This window comes from Leclercia sp. UBA5958, assembly GCF_002430365.1.
GTDB lineage: Bacteria > Pseudomonadota > Gammaproteobacteria > Enterobacterales > Enterobacteriaceae > Enterobacter > Enterobacter pneumoniae.
Window position 1 is genome coordinate 40,526 of record NZ_DJCE01000002.1, and the last position, 14,818, is coordinate 55,343.

The 14,818-nt window shown below is 57.6% G+C and carries 12 protein-coding genes; 3 read left to right on the forward strand and 9 right to left on the reverse strand.

What is annotated here, in order from left to right; translation table 11 throughout:
• The first annotated feature begins 12 nt into the window (after nucleotides 1-12).
• The 3 genes from B2Q93_RS03605 (at nucleotide 13) to B2Q93_RS03615 (ending at nucleotide 4,546) form a co-directional block, all read left to right on the forward strand.
• Nucleotides 13-1,008 carry a LacI family DNA-binding transcriptional regulator gene (locus tag B2Q93_RS03605; RefSeq protein ID WP_207292649.1) on the forward strand — a complete coding sequence of 332 codons (996 nt, stop codon included), beginning with the start codon at nucleotides 13-15 and terminating at the stop codon, nucleotides 1,006-1,008.
• 104 nt (nucleotides 1,009-1,112) lie between these two features.
• Nucleotides 1,113-3,236 (forward strand): alpha-galactosidase, encoded by a 2,124-nt coding sequence (locus B2Q93_RS03610; RefSeq protein ID WP_286809603.1) that lies wholly within the window; start codon nucleotides 1,113-1,115, stop codon nucleotides 3,234-3,236.
• Nucleotides 3,237-3,280: 44 nt separating this feature from the next.
• Nucleotides 3,281-4,546: an MFS transporter gene (locus B2Q93_RS03615; protein ID WP_046886193.1), complete on the forward strand. Its 1,266-nt coding sequence runs from the start codon at nucleotides 3,281-3,283 to the stop codon at nucleotides 4,544-4,546.
• 36 nt (nucleotides 4,547-4,582) lie between these two features.
• Here the strand turns inward: B2Q93_RS03615 and rhaM are convergent, their stop codons facing one another.
• The 9 genes from rhaM to rhaB form a co-directional block, all read right to left on the reverse strand.
• Nucleotides 4,583-4,897, reverse strand: coding sequence for an L-rhamnose mutarotase (gene rhaM / locus B2Q93_RS03620; protein WP_040077982.1), 315 nt, complete (start codon nucleotides 4,895-4,897; stop codon nucleotides 4,583-4,585).
• Entirely contained in the window at nucleotides 4,894-6,042 is a 1,149-nt protein-coding gene (gene fucO / locus B2Q93_RS03625) for a lactaldehyde reductase (RefSeq protein WP_286809604.1), read from the reverse strand. Before fucO ends, rhaM begins: the two co-directional genes overlap by 4 nt.
• A gap of 130 nt (nucleotides 6,043-6,172) precedes the next feature.
• Entirely contained in the window at nucleotides 6,173-7,177 is a 1,005-nt protein-coding gene (locus tag B2Q93_RS03630) for an ABC transporter permease (protein WP_207292645.1), read from the reverse strand.
• Nucleotides 7,174-8,178 carry an ABC transporter permease gene (locus B2Q93_RS03635; protein WP_286809605.1) on the reverse strand — a complete coding sequence of 335 codons (1,005 nt, stop codon included), beginning with the start codon at nucleotides 8,176-8,178 and terminating at the stop codon, nucleotides 7,174-7,176. The genes B2Q93_RS03630 and B2Q93_RS03635 overlap by 4 nt, the downstream gene beginning before the upstream one ends.
• On the reverse strand, nucleotides 8,178-9,680 hold the full coding sequence (locus B2Q93_RS03640) for a sugar ABC transporter ATP-binding protein (RefSeq protein ID WP_040077989.1): 1,503 nt from the start codon (nucleotides 9,678-9,680) through the stop codon (nucleotides 8,178-8,180). Before B2Q93_RS03640 ends, B2Q93_RS03635 begins: the two co-directional genes overlap by 1 nt.
• A 104-nt stretch (nucleotides 9,681-9,784) precedes the next feature.
• Nucleotides 9,785-10,771 (reverse strand): rhamnose ABC transporter substrate-binding protein, encoded by a 987-nt coding sequence (gene rhaS, locus B2Q93_RS03645; RefSeq protein ID WP_286931827.1) that lies wholly within the window; start codon nucleotides 10,769-10,771, stop codon nucleotides 9,785-9,787.
• A 78-nt stretch (nucleotides 10,772-10,849) separates the two neighbouring features.
• Nucleotides 10,850-11,680, reverse strand: coding sequence for a rhamnulose-1-phosphate aldolase (gene rhaD / locus B2Q93_RS03650; RefSeq protein ID WP_040077991.1), 831 nt, complete (start codon nucleotides 11,678-11,680; stop codon nucleotides 10,850-10,852).
• 120 nt (nucleotides 11,681-11,800) lie between these two features.
• Nucleotides 11,801-13,060: an L-rhamnose isomerase gene (gene rhaA / locus B2Q93_RS03655; RefSeq protein ID WP_207292642.1), complete on the reverse strand. Its 1,260-nt coding sequence runs from the start codon at nucleotides 13,058-13,060 to the stop codon at nucleotides 11,801-11,803.
• A complete protein-coding gene (gene rhaB, locus B2Q93_RS03660; protein WP_286931828.1) occupies nucleotides 13,057-14,526 on the reverse strand; it encodes a rhamnulokinase in 1,470 nt (489 codons plus the stop codon). Before rhaB ends, rhaA begins: the two co-directional genes overlap by 4 nt.
• Between the last annotated feature and the right edge of the window lie 292 nt (nucleotides 14,527-14,818).

Here is a 14,818-nt window from a genome sequence, read left to right on the forward strand (position 1 = left end):
ACACGGATAATCATGTCGCTTAAAGCCATCGCCAAAGAACTCGGGCTCTCGGTCACCACCGTGAGTCGTGCCCTCAACGGATATGATGACGTTTCTCGCGAGACGCGTGCGCGCGTGGAAGCGGAAGCTCAGCGTCGTGGTTACCGGCCCAATACCTTTGCCCGTCGTCTGAAGATGGGCAAAATTGATGCGGTTGGGCTGGTCTTCCCGGTACATCCTGTTCCGCTCAATAACAGCGTTTTTATGGATATGGTCGGCGAAATTAGCCACGAACTGGCGCGACATGAGATTGACCTGCTGCTGATTGCCGATGACGATCTGGCCGATAAACACAGCTATATGCGCATGGTGCAGAGCCGCCGGGTGGATGCGTTAATCGTGGCGCATACCCTCGATCGCGACCCGCGTCTTGAGCAACTGCAGGCGGCAAATTTCCCCTTCCTTGCCCTCGGCCGCAGCCAGCTACCGCAGCCTTACGCCTGGTTTGATTTCGATAACTATGCCGGTACCCACCAGGCCACCCGCTGGCTCATCGCCAAAGGCCACCGGCGTATCGCATTCCTGGGAGAGAGTAATAACCAGGCCTTTATCACTCAGCGCCGCCAGGGTTATCTTGATGCGTTGCAGGAGGCGGGGCTCTCAGATGAATGGCTGCGCGCTATGCCTCCTTCCCGACGCGAGGGGTATACCGCCACCTGCGATCTGTTGGCCTTACCCGAACCGCCAACGGCGATTATTACCGACTGTAATACCCACGGCGATGGGGCCGCGATGGCGCTTTCCCAGAGGGGACGATTAACGGGCGACAACCCTGTGGCGCTGATTGTTTACGACGGTTTACCGCAGGACAGCATTGTCACTACCGAGGTGGCGGCAGTGATCCAGTCTACCCGTGAAGGGGTGGGCAGACAGATTGCCGATATGGTTCGTCAGCTGATCAGCGGCGAGGATATCGCCAGATTACAGGTGTTGTGGCAACCCGCCTTCTCACCGGGCGAAACCGCCTAATTTCTCTAAATTTCTAAACCCGATCACAAAACCGAAACGTTTAAGTTTGTATCCGAAACGTTTCGGATCAAGACTCAGATCATCCCGATGACTGGAGATGTCTGATGCAAGATGCCATTTTACGACTCGTAAGCGAGACGGTGGATGTGGTGATAAAAACCCACCCGTTCGCCGAGATTCTTTACTGGGGGCCGCACCTTCGCCACTTTTCGCCGCAGGATGCGGCCACGCTTTCCCGTCCTGTTGCCAATGGAAGACTGGATGTTGACTCCCCTGTAACCCTGATGGCCGAACTGGGTCACGGGTTATTTGGTTCCCCGGGCATTGAGGGGCATCGTCAGGGGATGGATGGCTCGCCGGTCTTTACCACCACCGCCGTCACCCAGCAGGGCCAAAGTCTGACTATCGCGGCAGAAGATACTCACGCCGGTCTGCGCCTGACCAGTGAGATTGACCTGGAGGAGAGCGGTGTACTGCGGGTGCGCCACGGCGTGACCAACCTGCGGCCGCAGGCGTGGCAAGTGGATCGACTGGCTATTACTCTACCGGTGGCAGAGCGGGCGCAGGAGGTCATGGCGTTTCATGGCCGCTGGATCCGCGAGTTCCAGCCTCACCGCCTGCGGCTGGAACATGACAGCTTTGTCATTGAAAACCGCCGCGGCAAAACCTCTCATGAACACTTCCCGGCGCTGATTACCGGCACGCCGTCCTTCAATGAAATGCAGGGCGATGTGTGGGGCGTGCACCTCGGCTGGAGTGGTAACCACCGTCTGCGTGCCGAAGTGAAAACCGACGGGCGGCGTTATCTGCAGGCGGAGGCGCTCTATCTGCCCGGCGAGATAGCGATTGCCGAGGGGAAAACCCTCTGGACGCCGAACCTGTACGCCAGCTACTCCGCGCAGGGGCTGAATGGCATGAGCCAGCAGTTCCACCGCTATTTGCGTGAAAACATTATTCGTTTCCCGGATAACAAACCGCGTCCGGTACACCTCAACACCTGGGAAGGGATCTACTTTAATCACGACCCGGCTTACATCATGCGCATGGCTGACGACGCTGCCGCGCTGGGGGTGGAGCGCTTTATCATCGACGATGGCTGGTTTAAAGGGCGTAACGATGACCATGCCGCGCTGGGGGACTGGTACCTCGACGAGAAAAAATACCCGGACGGCTTAACTCCCGTAGTGCGTCACGTTAAGGCGCTCGGTATGGAGTTTGGCATCTGGGTTGAGCCGGAAATGATCAACTCCAACTCCGATCTCTATCGTGCCCACCCTGACTGGGTGCTGGCGCTGCCGGGCTATGAACAGGCCACGGGCCGCCATCAGCTGGTACTGAACCTCAACATTCCTCAGGCCTTTGACTATCTTCTGGAACGCATGAGCTGGCTGCTGGGCGAGCATCAGGTGGATTACGTGAAGTGGGACATGAACCGCGAGCTGGTTCAGCCAGGCCACAATGGCAAGGCGGCTGCCGACGCGCAAACCCGTCAGTTCTATCGCCTGTTGGATGTCCTGGGCGAGCGGTTCCCGCATATCGAATTTGAATCTTGCTCGTCAGGTGGCGGGCGTATCGACTATGAAGTTCTGACCCGCTGCCACCGTTTCTGGGCGTCGGATAATAACGATGCGCTGGAGCGGAACACCATTCAGCGCGGCATGAGTTACTTCTTCCCGCCAGAGGTGATGGGCGCGCATATCGGTCATCATAAATGCCATGCCACTTTCCGACAGCACAGCATCGCGTTTCGTGGCCTGACGGCGCTCTTTGGCCACATGGGGCTGGAGCTGGATCCGCTAGCGGTGGACGAGCAGGAGCGCGAAGGCTATCGCCATTACGCCGCGCTGTACAAACAGTGGCGCGAGGTGATCCACACCGGCACCCAGTGGCGGATCGATATGCCCGATGCCACGACGCTGGCTACCGGTATAGTGAGCCAGGACCAGGGGCAGGGATTGTTTATCATCAGCCAGCTCCGCATGCCGGACTACACCCTGATGATGCCGCTGCGCATGCCGGGGCTGGAAGCGGGCGCACAGTATCGTATTACGCTTCTCGATCACCCTAACATCCGCCTGACGGGCGAGGGGGGCCATACGATGCGCAAACTTCCGGCATGGATGGACGCGCCGCAAACGGTAAGCGGCGAATGGTTGATGCAGGCAGGGATTGCGTTGCCGGTGCTCGATCCAGAAACCGCCATTTTGATTGGCGTTGAACGCGTGTAAAGGTGAGGGGCCGTGAAGGCGGCCCCCGGTTGAGGATAAAAATAATGAACACGACTGCCTGTACCCACAAAGACAACCCTAATTTCTGGATTTTCGGGTCGTTCTTTTTTCTCTACTTCTTCATTATGGCCACCTGCTTTCCGTTTCTGCCTATCTGGCTGTCGGATATCATCGGTCTGAATAAAACCCATACCGGGATTGTTTTCTCCTGCATCTCGCTCTCTGCGATCGCTTTCCAGCCCGTGCTGGGGGTGATTTCCGACAAGCTGGGGCTGAAAAAACACCTGCTGTGGATCATCGCTATCTTGCTCTTCTTGTTTGCCCCCTTTTTCCTCTACGTATTTGCTCCGCTCCTGAAAACCAATATCTGGCTGGGGGCGCTTAGCGGCGGGCTGTATATCGGTTTCGTCTTCTCGGCGGGATCGGGGGCGATTGAGGCCTACATTGAGCGTGTGAGCCGCAACAGCTTCTTCGAATATGGCAAAGCGCGTATGTTCGGCTGTCTGGGCTGGGGACTGTGCGCCTCGACGGGCGGGATACTATTCAGCATCGATCCGTCGCTTGTCTTCTGGATGGGGTCCGGCGCGGCGCTTTTGCTCATGCTGCTGTTAGTGGTCGCCAAACCAAAACCAAACCAGACGGCGCAGGTGATGAATGCCCTGGGCGCCAACCAGCCGCAGATTACCCTTAAGACCGTGGTGAACCTGTTCCGTCAGCGCAAAATGTGGATGTTTATTCTGTATGTGATTGGCGTGGCCTGCGTCTATGACGTCTTTGATCAGCAGTTTGCCACCTTCTTTAAAACGTTCTTTGCGACCCCTGAAGCGGGCACGCGGGCGTTTGGCTTTGCCACGACGGCAGGGGAACTTTGCAACGCCATCATCATGTTCTGCTCGCCGTGGATCATTAACCGCATTGGCGCGAAAAACACCCTTCTGATTGCCGGGGTGATCATGGCTACGCGTATTATCGGCTCGTCATTCGCCACTACGGCGGTGGAGGTGGTGGCACTGAAGATGCTTCACGCGCTGGAGGTGCCGTTCCTGCTGGTGGGGGCGTTTAAATATATTACCGGCGTCTTTGATACTCGCCTGTCGGCCACCATCTATCTGATTGGCTTCAATTTTGCCAAACAGTTGGCAGCAATCTTCCTCTCCGCATTCGCCGGCAATATGTATGACCGGATCGGCTTCCAGGATACCTATCTGATGCTGGGCTGCTTTGTCCTGGCGGTAACGGCAATCTCGGCGTTTACCCTTACCCATTCGCGTCCTGCGGCGGTGCAGGGGAGTTCCGTGGAGGTAAGCTGAAAAGCGGTGCTGCCGCGATGGCGGCAGCACCGGTCGTTACTCGAGGTAGAACACCTCTTTAAGCTCCGTACTCACCGGGCTGTTGTCCGGGTTAGCGGGCATAACGTCACGCATATGTTTCCACCAGCGCTGGCAGACGTCGGTATGGGCGACGGCGTTCCAGCGCTCTTCCGATTCAATCTCCACGGTCGCAAATAGCAGGTTGCGTTGCTTATCAAGGAAGATGGCGTAGTGATGCGCGCCGTGGTCTTTTAGCACCGCCTCCAGCTCAGGCCAGATGGGCGTGTGGCGGCGTTCGTACTCGTCATGTGCGTCAGGGTTAACCTGCATCACAAAGGCTTTGCGGATCATAATGCCTCCAGGTAGAGCTCGCGCACTTCGTCGCGGCTGGCGGTTCGTGGGTTACAGGGCGCACAGGGATCGGCGAGCGCTTTATCCAGCCAGCCCTCAATATCCGCCTTCGTTACCCCCAGTTTACTGAAACCAGAAGGGATACCTACGCGAGCGCTCAGGGCGCGAATGGCATGGATGGCCTCCATGCTGGCCGCTTCGTCGCTCATCGTGCGGGTATCGACGCCCATCGCCTGCGCCACGCGGGCAAAGCGGGCCACGGCATTCGGGCGGTTAAAGTTTTCGATGATCGGCAGCAGGATGGCATTACACACGCCGTGCGGCAGGTTGTGCGTGGCGCCTGGCTGGTGCGCCAGGGCATGAACCAGACCCAGACCGGCGCTGTTAAACGCCATGCCAGCCAGATACTGACCAAACGCCATCTGCTCGCGGGCTTCAAGATTATGGCCCTCGTCGACCGCTTTCGGCAGCCACAGGGTAATCAGGCGAATCGCTTCCAGCGCGTTGGCGTCGGTGAGCGGGTGCGCGCCGACCGAGACGTAGGCTTCAATGGCGTGGGTCAGGGCATCCATGCCGGTGGCGGCCGTAACGGACGCCGGAATACCCAGCATCACGCTGGCATCGTCCACGGCAATATCCGGGATGATGTTCGGATCAATAATCACCTCTTTCACCTGACGTGCGGAATCGATAATCACCGCGTTGCTGGTCATCTCCGCTGCGGTGCCTGCGGTGGTGTTGATCGCAACCAGCGGCACGCCTGCGTTTTTCACTTTCCCGACGCCGGAATAAGCGGTAGAGGGGCCAGGGTTGGCGGTAAGGATTTTAATCGCTTTAGCGGTATCAATGGGGCTACCGCCGCCGAAGGCAATCACGTAGTCGCATTCCGCCTCCTGGTATGCGGTATACCCTTTCTGCACCAGCGCTTCCGTCGGATTGGGAAACACCTCGTCAAACAGGTGATATGACATTTGATGGGCGTCCAGCGCGGCAAAGAGGCTGTCGAGCAGGCCAAGCTTCACCAGTTGACCATCGGTCACGATCAAGGCTTTACCCCACTGCTTGCTCGCCACCAGGTTGACCATATCGCTGATTGCGCCTGCGCCATGCAGGCTGATTTTGGGAAGCGCCAACATAAAGCTCATGATAATTCTCCTTAATATGATTTTTGGGTAATCCGTTCCCCTCACCCCGTTCCTCTCCTTTGGGAGAGGTTAAATGGCCGCACCAGCGAGTTCCCTCTCCCCTGGGGAGAGGGTTAGGGTGAGGGGGAAATTAAATCCGTCTCCGCTGCATAATTCGCCGGGTGATAATCGGCAGTGAGATCACCACAATCAGCATCGCGCCGATAATCACCGACATCACAATCCCCGGCACGTTGAGCAGGCTCAGGCCAAAGGTCACCAGCCCCATCAGGAAGGCGGCGATAATCACCCCCACCATGCTGCCGGATCCGCCCAGAATGTTTACACCGCCCAGCACCGCCATGGTCACTACCGCCAGCTCCCAGCCCATCGCAATCGTCGGGCGCGTGCTGCCCAGGCGCGAGGTAAGTAACACCGAGGCGAGACCCGCCATCAGCCCCACCAGAGCAAACAGCAGCAGGTTGTGACGCTTCACGTTAATGCCGGAATACCATGCGCCGGTCGGGTTATTGCCAATGGCATAGGTCCGGCGACCAAAGTTGGTGCGATGCAGCACAAAGGCAAACACCGCCGCCAGCACGATAAACAGCGCGAACTCAAACGACAGTGCGCCCCAGACGTAACCCTGCCCAAACCAGGCAAAGCTCTCCGGATAGCTGTTCAGTGCCTGATCGCCCAGCAGGATGTAGGTGATCCCGCGATAGAGGCTCATGGTGCCGATGGTGATGACAATGGAAGATAAGTTAAAGCGCGTCACCAGCCAGCCGTTGAACAGGCCGCACAGCAGCCCGACGCCCAGCCCCACGCAGACCAGCAACGGAGTATCTACGCCCGCCGCTGCGCAAAAGCCCATCACCGTAGAGCTCAGCGCAATGGTAGAGGCCACGGAGAGGTCAATCTCGCGGGCGATAATCAACATCGCCATCGGCAGCACGATGATCGCTTTTTCGGTAAAGTTAAAAGTGGCGTCAGACAGGTTCCAGATATCGAGGAAATAAGGCGATGCGAGGGCATTCACCACAAATACCGCCAGCGTGACCGCCAGCAAGAACCCTTCCCAACACAGCAGTTTCTGGAAAAAACCCGTCGAGGGTGGGGTCGGTTTCATCTCTTCAGTGGTCATAATTTTGCTCATGATTTCACCGCCAGTTTCTGGCGCGCCAGCGCCGCATCGCGCAGAATTAACCGCCCTTTGCGTTTATTGCCGCGCTCGTTGAGCAGCACCGCAATCACAATCACCGTGCCGGAAATGGCCATCTGCCAGAACGGGGACACGCCGATGACCGGCAGGGCATTGTTAATTACCCCGAGGAACAGCGCGCCGAACAGGCAGCCGAGCACGCGACCGGTGCCGCCCATCGTGCTGATACCGCCAATCACGCATGCGGCCACCACCTGCAGCTCAAAGCCGTTAGCCACGTCGACATAGGCCACGGCGAAGCGGGAAATCCACAGATATCCGCAGAACCCTGCCAGCGCACCGGACAGGCAGAAGCTGACAAACTGCATCTTCCCGGCGTTGATGCCGGTGTAGTAGGCCGCCGTAGCGTTACCGCCCGCGGTGTAGAGCGCACGCCCGGTGCGGCTGTAACGCAGGAAATAGCCCACCAGCAACAGCGCGGCAATCGCACACCAGCTCAGTACGGGCAAGCCCAGCACCGCCGCACGCGGCAGGCCGAGGAAATCTGCCCCCATCTGATTGGAGTTCACCCAGCCGCCGCCAGAAAGTAAAAAGATAATCCCACGATAGATGCTCATCGTACCCAGCGTCACCACAATGGCTGGAATACCGAGCTTCCACACCAGCAGCCCGTTGATCATGCCCATCAGCAGGCCGAGCGCCGTGGCCAGAATTAGCAGCGCCCAGACGGGCACATCCGGATGATGGAAATTGATGAGCGCGACGATCATGCCGGTCAGCGCCAGGTTAGCCGCCATCGACAGATCGATGCCTTTGGTGAGCAGCACCATCATCTGGCCGAGGGCGAGAATGATGAGGATGGAGGTATCGTTAAACATCTCCACCAGGTTTCCCGGGGCGATAAACGAGGGCACGCGACTGCCAATGGCGACGATCATCAAAATGATCACCGCGCCCAGCAGCGCTTCACGGTGTTTCAGCAGTTGCCTGACCATTATGCGGCCTCCTGTTTTGCACCGCTGGCGGCGCTGACGATGGTTTCTGCCGTTGCGCCCCCTGCCTGATACTCCGCCACCATCAGCCCTTCGTGCATGACGATAATGCGATCGGCCATACCCATCACTTCCGGCAGTTCTGACGAGACCATAATCACCGCCAGACCCTGACCGACAAGCTCGGACATAAATTGATGAACGGCGGCTTTGGAGCCAATATCAATGCCTTTTGTTGGCTCATCGAGGATGATCACGTCAGGATGTGTCGCCAGCCATTTGCCGATCACCACCTTCTGCTGATTCCCGCCGGAAAGCGTTTCAACCGGCTGTTTCCAGCTAAAGGCTTTCACCTGCAGACGTCTGGCGTACTCATCCGCCAGCTGCCATTCACGATCATGATTTAGCACCCCGTTGGGGTTCATTTTGCCAAGCTGCGGCAGGCTGATGTTCTGCGCAATCGACAGCTCAATGATCGCCCCTTGCTTCTGGCGCTCTTCCGGCACGCAGACGATGCCGGCTTTGATGGCGTCCGACGGCTGGCGGAAATGCTGCGTTTTACCCTTCAGGACGATTTCACCGGAGGAGGGGCGCGAGACGCCAGAGAGGGCCTGCATCAGCTCGGTGCGCCCGGCGCCAACCAGCCCGTAAAAGCCGAGGATTTCGCCTTTGCGCAGGGTAAAGGAGATGTTGGCAAACTCGGTGGGGTGGCACAGGTTTTTCACCTCCAGCACCGTCTCGCCCTTTTCGCACTCCACTTTGGGGAAGGTCTGAGTGATGGCGCGGCCCACCATCATGGCGACCATCCGCTCTTCGGTGATGTCGTTCATCGCGCCGGAACCGACATACACCCCATCGCGCAGAATGGTGTAATGGTCGGCCAGCTCAAAGATTTCGTCGAATTTATGCGAGATGAAGAGGATCGCTTTCCCGTCCTGCTTTAAGCGCTCCACGATCTGATAAAACTCGAGGATTTCGTGCTGCGACAGGGCCGCGGTCGGCTCGTCGAGGATCACCACCTGCGCATCAAACGACAGCGCGCGGGCGATCGCCACCATGTGCCGCTGGGCGATGCTCAGGGTTTTTAGCGTAGCTCGTGGGTCAATCTGTACCTCCAGACGGGTGAGGATGGCCTGCGCGCGGCGGTGCATCTCTGACCAGTCGAGTTTTTTAAAAAGACCTTTATAGAGGTACTGACCGACAAAAATGTTTTCGGTGACCGAGAGTTCATCGAACAGGACGGTTTCCTGATGAATTGCCGTAATGCCGACCTTGTGCGCAGATTCCGGCGTCGGGAGCTGAATAGGGATTGCCTTGTAGAGAATTTCGCCCTCTTCAGGCTGGTAAATGCCGGTCATCACTTTCACCAGCGTGGATTTGCCCGCGCCATTTTCGCCGATAAGGGCGGTGACTTTACCTGGCCAGAGCTCAAGCTGAACGTTCTCAAGGGCACGCACGCCGGGGAAGACCTTGGTGATGCCCTTCAGTTGGAGGAGTGGTGTCATGATAGTTCTCCATATTTATCCCCCCTCACCTCGGGAGAAGGGTAGGGGAAGTGCGGCCTGATGCCCTCACCCCAACCCTCTCCCACAGGGAGAGGGAGAAAGGATTAGAAAATCTTCGAGAACTTATCAATGTTGCTGGCATCGTAAACAAACGGCTCAGCCATGGCGCCGTTGCCATCGGCATCCAGCTTCACTTTGCCCAGTCTGCCCATGCTGGCTTCGCCTTTGGTGGCGGTGCCTTTCACCAGGTCATCCGCCAGATAGGTAGCGGCGTAGCCAAGGTCAATCGGATTCCAGATAGCGAAGCTTTTGCTGGCGCCCGATTTCACCGCGCCCGCCATTTCAGACGGCAGACCTAAACCGGTGACGTACACTTTGCCTATCTTGCCCTGGTCTTTCACCGCCTGGGCGGCGGCGACAATACCTACGGAGGAGGGCGAGACGATCACTTTCAGATCCGGATACGTTTTCAGCAGGCCCACCGCTTCGCGATAGCTCTTATCAGAAAGATCGTCGCCGTAGGCCACGGTCACCAGATTGACGGACGGGTACTGTGGCAGCACCTTTTTCATCTCGGCAATCCAGGTATTCTGGTTGGTTGAGGTGGGGGTGGCGCTCAGTACGGCCACTTCGCCTTTTTCCACGTTCAGGGCTTTCAGCGCGTCGGCTGCCAGCTTCACGTTGGTTTCGCCGATCAGGGCATTATTGGAAGGATTCAGGTGGATCTGACGACCGGCTTTCGCCACGCCAGAGTCCCAGGAAACGACTTTAATACCGCGCTGCATCGCTTTTTTCAGCACCGGCACCAGCGCATCAGGATCGTTGGCGGAGATAGCGATCGCATCCACCCCCTGGGCGATCAAACCGTTCAGCACTTCGATCTGCGCTTCAGCGGTGGTGGTGGTCGGCCCGGTATAAATGACTTTAACATCACCTAACTCTTTGGCTGCCTCTTGCGCGCCCACGTTGGCGGCTTCGAAGAACCCATTACCTAACGATTTTGCCACCAGGGCAATTTTAACTTCCGCCAGAGCGGAACCGGACAACGCCAGCGCGGCAACGGTGAGGATCAAGCTTGTCTTTATTTTCATTGCTTTTACTCCACTTGAGTCAGTTGTAGGGATTGCAGGTAAGTTTCGCCCCGTCTCTGTGAGCGGGGCGCGATGTTCTTATTTGTAGAGATCTAACGCCGACTGCATAGGGGTGACGTCAAAACGTTTGCCCAGCGCAATCAACTCTTCCCGGGTGATGGTCTGTTTCATCCCCCCCATGGAATAGACTTTTACCAGCACTTCTGCGGACTTCTCGGCGGTGTCGATCAGACCGAAGGTTTCATCCAGCGTTGGGCCGCTGCCAAATACCCCGTGGAATGGCCACAGCACCAGCGAATGCTTCTGCATCTCTTGCGCAGTGGCTTCGCCGATCTCATCGGTGCCCGGTACCATCCACGGTAAGATGCCAACCCCGTCCGGGAATACCACCAGACACTCGGTACTGCCTTCCCACAGTTTGCGGGTAATGAAGTCGGTATTGTTTTCCAGCACATAGGTCAGGGCGATCAGGTTCGTTGCGTGGCAGTGCATGATCACCCGGTCTTTGCCATGAGTCGCCTTAATGCGCTCGCAGTGGGAGAGGAAGTGTGCCGGCAGCTCTGAGGTTGGCACCGCTTCGTTTGTGAGCCCCCAAAGAATGTGGTACCCCGCGCCGTCGCTGTCCACTTTTACCACGCCTAAGTTTGCGGTCGGGTCGAGCTGTACGTTGCGGAAGAACTTACCGGAACCGGTCACGATAAAAGGGGTATTCGCCAGCAAAGGCATAGGCTGGCTCAGCGCGATATAGCGCGGATTCTGGTGAAAATCCGCTTCAAACGGCGCGATATCTGCGTCATCAAGACGCAGCGTCAGGTTACCGCCGTTGCGCTCATCCCAGCCTTTCAGCCAGGCATCGGAAGTGGCTTTAATCATGCCCTGGACGAACCAGGCGTTAGTGATGGTCTGCATAGTTTTCTTTTCCAGTTATCGCGGTGAGGTAACACCCCTCACCCTAACCCTCTCCCCAAAGGGGCGAGGGAATTTGAACACCCTCTCCCCTTTGGGGAGAGGGTAGGGGTGAGGGGGCAGTTATCCGCGCTGACTCAGCACGTCTTTCTCATACGCCCGCACGTTATTCAGCCACTGGCTGCCTGCCGGCGTGTCATTGCGCTGGCAGTACATCTCCCAGACGGCCTGCCATGGCAGTGATTTTTGCTCTTCCAGCAGCGCCAGACGCGCGGTGTAATCGCCTTGCGCTTCCAGTTTCTTCAGCTCCGCAGTTGGCTCCAGCAGGGCGCGCAGCAGGGCTTTCTTCATATTGCGGGTGCCGATAACCCATGCCGCAATGCGGTTGATAGAGGCATCAAAGAAGTCGAGGCCGATGTGTACGCGGTCGAACAGGTCGTGGCGGATAATCTCGCTGGCAATGGCCTGGGTCTCGTCATCCAGCAGCACGACGTGGTCACTGTCCCAGCGTACCGGACGGCTTACATGCAGCAGCAGGCGCGGCACGTAGAGCATGGCGGCGGAAATTTTGTCGGAGATCACTTCGGTTGGGTGGAAGTGGCCGGCATCCAGACACAATGCCGTCTGGCGGCTGGTGGCGTAACCCATGTAGAACTCGCCGGAGCCCACGGTATAGCTCTCTGCGCCAATGCCGAACAGCTTGCTCTCTACGGCGTCGATGTGGTGCGCCGGGTTAAGTTTCTCGCTGATCGCCTCATCCAGCGCATTCAGCAGACGCTGACGCGGCGCGAGGCGGTCGACGGTGATGTCTTTCATGCCGTCCGGGACCCAGATGTTCATCACCGATGGCGTGCCAAGCTGCTCGCCGAAGTAAGCCGAGATACGACGGCAGGCCTGCACGTGCTCGATCCAGAACTGGCGAATCTCGTCATCAATATGGGCAAGGGTAAAGCCATCCGCGCTGAGCGGGTGGGAGAAGCAGGAGGGGTTAAAATCCAGACCCAGCTTGTTTGCTTTTGCCCACTCCACCCAGTTTTTAAAGTGTTCCGGCTTGATTTTGTTACGGGCGATGGGCTCGTCGGATTCAAGGTAGATGGCATGCAGGTTAAGGCGCTTAGGCCCGGGGATGAGGCTCAGGGCCAACTCCAGATCCGCGCGCAGCTCCCCGGCGTTGCGGGCTTTACCCGGATAGTTGCCGGTTGCCTGAATACCACCCGTCAGTGCGCCGCCTGGGTTCTCGAAGCCTGCGACGTCGTCGCCCTGCCAGCAGTGCATGGAGACCGGCAGACGATCGAGCTGACGGAGCGCCTCCTCGACATCCACGCCCACGGCGGCGAAACGCTGTTTAGCCAGTTCCCAGGCTTGTTCTAATTGAGTGGTCATGCGCAAAGCTCCTTTGTCAGTCGGTTTTGCTGAAACTGTGCCCGGTAGCGGGCAATTTCATGGCAGGAATTAGGGGTGAACGTGGTGAGATTGTCGTTGTGACTGACCAGCGTTCGGAATTCATCGACGCTACGCAGCTCATCCAGGGTCATGAGCTGGATACCGATATTGCCGAGCGTAGAGGCTTCAATCGGCCCGGCAATCACCGTGATCCCGCAGGCGTCGGCGCAAAGCTGATTCAGCAGCGCGTTCTGGCAGCCGCCGCCCACAATGTGCAACTGGCTAAACGGTTTGCCGCGTAGTGCCGCCAGTTCGCTCAGTACGTCGGCATAGAGCAGGGCGAGGCTGTCGAAGATGCAGCGCGCTAATTCAGCCGGCAGATGAGGCACCGGTTGATGGCTTTCACGGCAGGCACTCTGAATTTCGCTGCTCATGTTTGCCGGATTGATAAAACGATCATCATTGGGGTTGATCAGGAAGCGGCAGGGTGCCAGCCTTTCGGTCTCTGCAATCAGCGCAGGCAGGTCGCTGATGGCCTGCTCTTTCAGCACCCGCTGAAGCAGCCAGAGCCCCATAATATTTTTCAGCACCCGGTAGCGCCCTTCGGCGCCGCCTTCGTTAGTGATATTGGCCGCCTGCGCCTTCTCGCAGGTGTAGGGGGTTTTGCTCTCAAAGCCCATCAGCGACCAGGTGCCGGAAGAGAGATACGCCGCATCCTGATCGGCCAGCGGCGCTGCAATCACGGCGCTGGCGGTATCATGGCTGGCGACGGCCACCACCGGGATAGCGTTGCCCTGCGGGCTGCCCCATTGGCCAATCACGTTGCCCGGGTGAGTCGGGGTGCCAAACCACTGGGGAGATGCCCCCGTCCAGTTCAACAGGTTCTCATCCCAGGTATCAGAATTGATATTCACCAGCTGCGTGGTAGTGGCATTGGTGTACTCCCAGTTCATGTTCCCGGTCAGCCGGTAGCTGAAGTAGTCCGGGATCATCAGCGCATGGGCAACCTGTGCCGTCAGCTCTGGCTGCTGCTCCACCAGTGCACGCAATTGATACAGGGTGTTGAAAGGGAGAAACTGAATGCCGCTGCGGCCGTAGATGTCGGCTTTACCTAACTGCTCCACGGCACGAGCCATGACGCCGTCTGTACGGGCATCACGATATGAAACAGGCAGGCCAACGCGCTCACCGTTGTGGCCCAGCAGCACGATATCCACTCCCCAGGTATCAATGCCGATACTGTCGATACGCATACCCTCATCGCATACCTTATTCAGGCCGGTACGGATTTCCGCCTCCAGGCTATCGATATCCCAGATATCAAAACCGTCCTGCTTCTGCAGGCAGTTCACAAAGCGGTGGATTTCGCGTAGCGAAAGTGTGCGCTGAGCAGGTTCATAGCGGGCCAGCATGACGCGGCCGCTGGAGGCACCTAAATCGACAGCCACGCAATGGCGAACAGTCATGGTCAGATCCTTTCTTAAGTCATTAGCGGAGAGTGTAAGAAAGGGAAGAAAAACAGACCTTCTTGCCACTGACAGGCAAAATCGGCAGCTGGCAAGAAAGCGAAGGTGAACGTGAGAGAGTTCACAGTTTCCAGTTATCCCCGGGAATTCAGGAGATGTGACCCTGACCGCATTTCCCGATCTTTCCGCGCGTTTCTTAAAAAACCGACAGGCTTTGCGCACTTTGCTGTCAAAAATTTAAGGTGAGTTCGCAGGGGCTTAATTACTATTTTGAGAACATTTCTCATTCGTA

What these genes read in the sequence shown, in the direction of transcription:
- B2Q93_RS03605 (WP_207292649.1), top strand. Translation starts at nt 13, where the DNA reads ATGTCGCTTAAAGCCATCGCCAAAGAACTCGGGCTCTCGGTCACCACC.
- B2Q93_RS03610 (WP_286809603.1), top strand. Translation starts at nt 1,113, where the DNA reads ATGCAAGATGCCATTTTACGACTCGTAAGCGAGACGGTGGATGTGGTG.
- B2Q93_RS03615 (WP_046886193.1), top strand. Translation starts at nt 3,281, where the DNA reads ATGAACACGACTGCCTGTACCCACAAAGACAACCCTAATTTCTGGATT.
- rhaM (WP_040077982.1), bottom strand. Translation starts at nt 4,897, where the DNA reads ATGATCCGCAAAGCCTTTGTGATGCAGGTTAACCCTGACGCACATGAC.
- fucO (WP_286809604.1), bottom strand. Translation starts at nt 6,042, where the DNA reads ATGAGCTTTATGTTGGCGCTTCCCAAAATCAGCCTGCATGGCGCAGGC.
- B2Q93_RS03630 (WP_207292645.1), bottom strand. Translation starts at nt 7,177, where the DNA reads ATGAGCAAAATTATGACCACTGAAGAGATGAAACCGACCCCACCCTCG.
- B2Q93_RS03635 (WP_286809605.1), bottom strand. Translation starts at nt 8,178, where the DNA reads ATGGTCAGGCAACTGCTGAAACACCGTGAAGCGCTGCTGGGCGCGGTG.
- B2Q93_RS03640 (WP_040077989.1), bottom strand. Translation starts at nt 9,680, where the DNA reads ATGACACCACTCCTCCAACTGAAGGGCATCACCAAGGTCTTCCCCGGC.
- rhaS (WP_286931827.1), bottom strand. Translation starts at nt 10,771, where the DNA reads ATGAAAATAAAGACAAGCTTGATCCTCACCGTTGCCGCGCTGGCGTTG.
- rhaD (WP_040077991.1), bottom strand. Translation starts at nt 11,680, where the DNA reads ATGCAGACCATCACTAACGCCTGGTTCGTCCAGGGCATGATTAAAGCC.
- rhaA (WP_207292642.1), bottom strand. Translation starts at nt 13,060, where the DNA reads ATGACCACTCAATTAGAACAAGCCTGGGAACTGGCTAAACAGCGTTTC.
- rhaB (WP_286931828.1), bottom strand. Translation starts at nt 14,526, where the DNA reads ATGACTGTTCGCCATTGCGTGGCTGTCGATTTAGGTGCCTCCAGCGGC.